The sequence below is a fragment of the Moorena sp. SIO4E2 genome (assembly GCF_010671945.1).
Lineage (GTDB): Bacteria > Cyanobacteriota > Cyanobacteriia > Cyanobacteriales > Coleofasciculaceae > Moorena > Moorena producens.
Map to the genome: position 1 here is coordinate 1 of NZ_JAAHIE010000580.1, position 4,248 is coordinate 4,248.

A 4,248-nucleotide genomic window follows, 5' to 3' on the forward strand; every position below is an offset into this window, starting at 1 on the left:
TGATTATCCATCGTGATTGTATTACCATTTTCATCTTCCAATTTAATCCCTTTATCCTGCTCGGATAATTTTAAGGTATTGCCTTTGGATGTACTAATTTCGATTAACTTATTTTCATCATCAAATAGAATTTTTAGGGATTCTTTAGTGACAATTCCTTTCTTATTATTTTCCTTGGTTACTGTTAAACCTGCTGGTAAAGCATTTTTCTCACTATGCACTGCACCCAGAATTATAGCTTGTCTAGGGTCATCATTGATAAAACCGAGAATAACCTCATCCCCGGTTTCAGGTCTAAAGAAAATACCTCTTTTATTACCAGCCTCAACCGAAGCTAATCTTGCCCAAACAATACCATCTGTTTCAATTGAGGGGATTCTGACTTTTACCCTAAACTGTTTATCTGGATCCGCTTCATACTTATCCACAATCCCAATTTGCAACCCATGGATAGCTGGAACTAATCCGGCAGCTGGGGTATCGATAATGTCATTGTTTTGTTGATAAAACCAATTGGCAGATAAACCAAATTGTACATCGGTCTGCCAGCCTTGGGTAGTAACTTGATGTCGAATTCCTGTTACTAATGTTTTGCCATTGAAACGGTATCCTATACCTGCAATTCCGATAACATCTCCAGGTCTTATACCAGCAAATCCAGGGACTTTGATACGACCTTTCAACATTGAAAAACGACTTTTAAGTAATTTGGCATCTGCCCAAGCTTGTATTTCATTGTTATCTAATTGACCAGGACTGATTAATTGATAGTTTTCTGCACCAATGTTTTTGGCTAATTTATATCCTTCTAAATTACCCTGGTAGACAGGTATATTTTGCATCTTAGCTCCTTGTGATTGGAACATTTTTTGTGTTTTGACATCCCAACCCGTACTTTCTAGCACCCCATACTGATGGCGGATATCCGCTTCCATTTCAAATTCGTAAATCTCACGAATGCCATATTCAAAGGTATGTGTATCTTTTGGTTGATCTAATAGACTAGGCTTTTTAACACTAATTTCGCCATCATCAACTAAAACCCACAGACCATTGACATCCGCACGAGATAAAATGAAATCCCAGTCAGTGCAGTAATATTGCACCATTTCCTTATGCTTTGGTTTAGTTGTAGCAATAGATGTTAATTTTAGCCTATTGTTAATTATTTCTTCGATAATTTGTTTGTCTGTCAGATCTCGAAAGACAGCACTTTTTCTTTGGGTAGTTAATTTGATTGCTGCATCTTTTAAGTCAACAGTTAGGAAAGAACTATATTGATCTGCTTGAACACAGTGTCTTACTATAATTCCCTTAAACACTGTTGCTTCCTTTTGTTTTTTACATTCATAGCGAAGCTTAATTTCAATTTCTTTGCCTGGTTTAAAAAAATCCGTATTGCTGATAGCAAATTTTTGTTCTGCCGCGTCACCATCTAATAAAATGATTTGAGCTATCGGGATTTTATTAACCTCTTTGATAATGTCAATCGACATGAGGTTGTATTCTGATTTCATTACTTCCCCATCACTCAAAATTGTTGCTGTGACAACACCACTCATTATTTTTTTACTTCTCTATTGGCGGTAATTTGATAGTTGTTCCGGTTTTTAACTTTCTGAAGTTATTGACATTATTAGCACGGGCAAGCTGGATATAATAGGCCGAGTCACCATATACCTCTTGAGCCATCAAAGGCAACTTATCTCCAGCTTTTATAGTTCTAGTATGGGTAAGATCGGGTGAGCTTTTATTTTCTAGTAATATGCGCTTTGAATCTTCTAGATCACCTTTAAAAACGGTATCTAACTCAGCTCTTATCGGTTGTCCCCTACGGTTAAAAAGTGTATAATTAACATTAACAGATTGGAGACGGCAATCAAAAATTAAGTCTCCCCATCGAATTTCTAAAAAGTTAGGCTGATGAATATCACCATTCATATAAGTGGTTAGCTCGAGAAAGTGATTTACTTGTTGGTAAATATCTTTCGTCCCTAAAACATTGCCAACTAATGAAGCTGTGGCAAACCCTAAAGCTCCATAATCTGCTACTCCTGTATCATCTAAAATTAATTTTAGTGACAAATTCTGGGGTTTACTGAGAGAATATCTTGCCGTGCGCCCAGTGGTATTAATTCCCTGATATTTTTGATAAACATTTTCGTATTTTAAGGAATAGGATTCCGGATTAAACATCGCTTCAAAAGTGCCAAAAAATTCACCTTTGATCACCTTATCCTCGTGTTTTGTTACTTTATAAGCCAAAATCTTCAGCTTTTCTAGTTTGAAAGGGTTTTTAAGCATAGATTTCCCTTACCTCTCTTTTTTACGCTCCAATATTTTTAGTACTTGTGCCACACAAGCAGCAATTATTTCATCTTTTTGTCCAGAAGTACCTTCAATCTGGGATTCTGAATTATTGTCCTTACTATCCACAATGTTGGCACGAATAATTAATTCTTTGATTTCCACTGGCATAGCTAAATCCTCACACTTTGAAATCTCGCATAGGCTAATTCCATCGTATCTATAACCACAGCATTGGCATTAGCATCTAGGTCAGATGTCGTCCATTTTACTGGATAAGCTCTCTTAAATAACCAACTAGAAACAGGAGCAGTGTTTTCATCAAGCAAAATGACTAAGACATTGCTGGGAGCAAATTTCATGGTACTCATAGCAACGTTAAACTCTATATTCAGAGGAGAGCCAATCACCATTCCTCTTTCTAAAACCAGATTATTATAGGTAACCTGATTAGGCAAACGATGTCTGAAAATATTTTCACCCCCTTCACGGATGTCCGTTGTGCTTATTTCCGCAGAAATCCCCGATACTTTTTGAAAGCGAATATCTAAGGGATTAGGCACAATTCCGGCAATGAAAAAGACGACCATAAAATTAAATCCAACCGGGGGATTTTCAGTGAAAGTAAGTTCCGGAATGGGGAAATTATCTGCCATCACTTATCTGCCATCACTAATCAGCTTGTCAACCTTGGGTTTTGAGTTTTGAATTAATAGACCTCTTGCAAAAATAGTTATTTGTCCGATAGTGTTATTTTCAATTATTGTCCACTGTTCCCTGTTCCCTATTCCCTGTTCCCGACAACTGCCGCGAAGTCTAATGATTATCCTGAATAATCAACCTTGAGATCGCTAGCCATGAGTTCTAAACTCTCAATGGCGACTTCGTTGCTAGTGGCATTAAATGACGGTGCATCTAATTTCTTGGGGAAAGCATCTATAACTGTCCAGGAGACAACTGCTTCACTTGACTCGTCTAACAAGTCAATCCTGACATCCCGCTTTTCGACGGTATTTAATCGAACGCTACTAATCCATTCCAATAAATAGCTGTCTTTTCTGACAATTCCTTTTTGTAGGGTTAGGTTAACGGGAGTGCTTAATCCTGGCATATGCTTTACCCCATTTTTATAACTCATGCCATCTCGATAAGAAATGGTTTCGTATTCAATGCTTAATCCCGATACCTCTGAGAAAGCGTGGGCATCATCTCCCTCTATGGTGACTCGGTAATGAAATACCGGAATTGGATAGCTGTTTTTTATTTCTTCTGGTGTGGTTGCCATGATTTATGTTTCCTTAATTACTTTAGGTTTAGTTTAAGCATTCAGCATTCAGCATTCAGCATTCAGCATTCAGCATTCAGTTATCAGCATTCAGTTATCAGCTATCAACTATCAGCTATCAGTTATCAGTTATCAGCTTAAGCGCTACGCGCACGCTACGCGAACAGCTAATGCGCGTAGCGCAATCGGTGCTTTTGAATAAAATAAGCTGACCACTGACCGCTGACCGCTGACCACTGAATGCTTACAATTTTTAATTTTTAATTTTGAATTTTGAATTTTTAATTCCCCCTATGCTTCCTGTAATTTATGGGAGAATTTCAGGATAATGAACTCAGCTGGACGAACTGGTGCCAGACCAATTTCCACAATCATCCGTCCTTCTAAAATGTCCTGTGCTGTCATGCTTTTACCCAGTCCAATATTAACAAAGAAAGCTTGTTCAGGAGTGCTACCAGCCAGGGCACCTTGTCGCCATAATCCCTCTAGATAACTTTCAATTAGGGACTTCACTTTCAGCCAGGTGATGGTGTTGTTAGACTCAAAGACCACAAATGCAGTGGCTTTCTGAATCGATTCTTCAATGAGATTGAACAGTCTGCGCACAGGGATATAGCGCCATTCATTGTCATTACCCGCTAAAGTCCTTGCTCCCC

The 4,248-nt window shown here is 38.1% G+C and carries 6 protein-coding genes; all 6 read right to left on the minus strand.

The window, feature by feature from the left end:
* A partial coding sequence (gene vgrG, locus F6K37_RS33370) for a type VI secretion system tip protein VgrG (RefSeq protein WP_287254983.1) occupies positions 1-1,562 on the minus strand: 1,562 nt, incomplete at its 3' end.
* 7 nt (positions 1,563-1,569) lie between these two features.
* The gene (locus F6K37_RS33375; protein ID WP_287254984.1) at positions 1,570-2,304 is read right to left on the minus strand and encodes a CIS tube protein; all 735 of its coding nucleotides are present in this window, start codon (positions 2,302-2,304) and stop codon (positions 1,570-1,572) included.
* Between the two features lie 9 nt (positions 2,305-2,313).
* Complete coding sequence (locus F6K37_RS33380; RefSeq protein ID WP_287254987.1) at positions 2,314-2,478, minus strand: DUF5908 family protein; 165 nt, start codon at positions 2,476-2,478, stop codon at positions 2,314-2,316.
* A 2-nt stretch (positions 2,479-2,480) separates the two neighbouring features.
* A complete protein-coding gene (locus F6K37_RS33385) occupies positions 2,481-2,963 on the minus strand; it encodes a phage tail protein (protein ID WP_287254988.1) in 483 nt (160 codons plus the stop codon).
* A 167-nt stretch (positions 2,964-3,130) separates the two neighbouring features.
* On the minus strand, positions 3,131-3,592 hold the full coding sequence (locus tag F6K37_RS33390; RefSeq protein ID WP_287254990.1) for a phage tail protein: 462 nt from the start codon (positions 3,590-3,592) through the stop codon (positions 3,131-3,133).
* Positions 3,593-3,883: 291 nt separating this feature from the next.
* The coding region (locus F6K37_RS33395; protein WP_287254991.1) for a phage tail sheath C-terminal domain-containing protein at positions 3,884-4,248 on the minus strand (365 nt) is incomplete at its 5' end.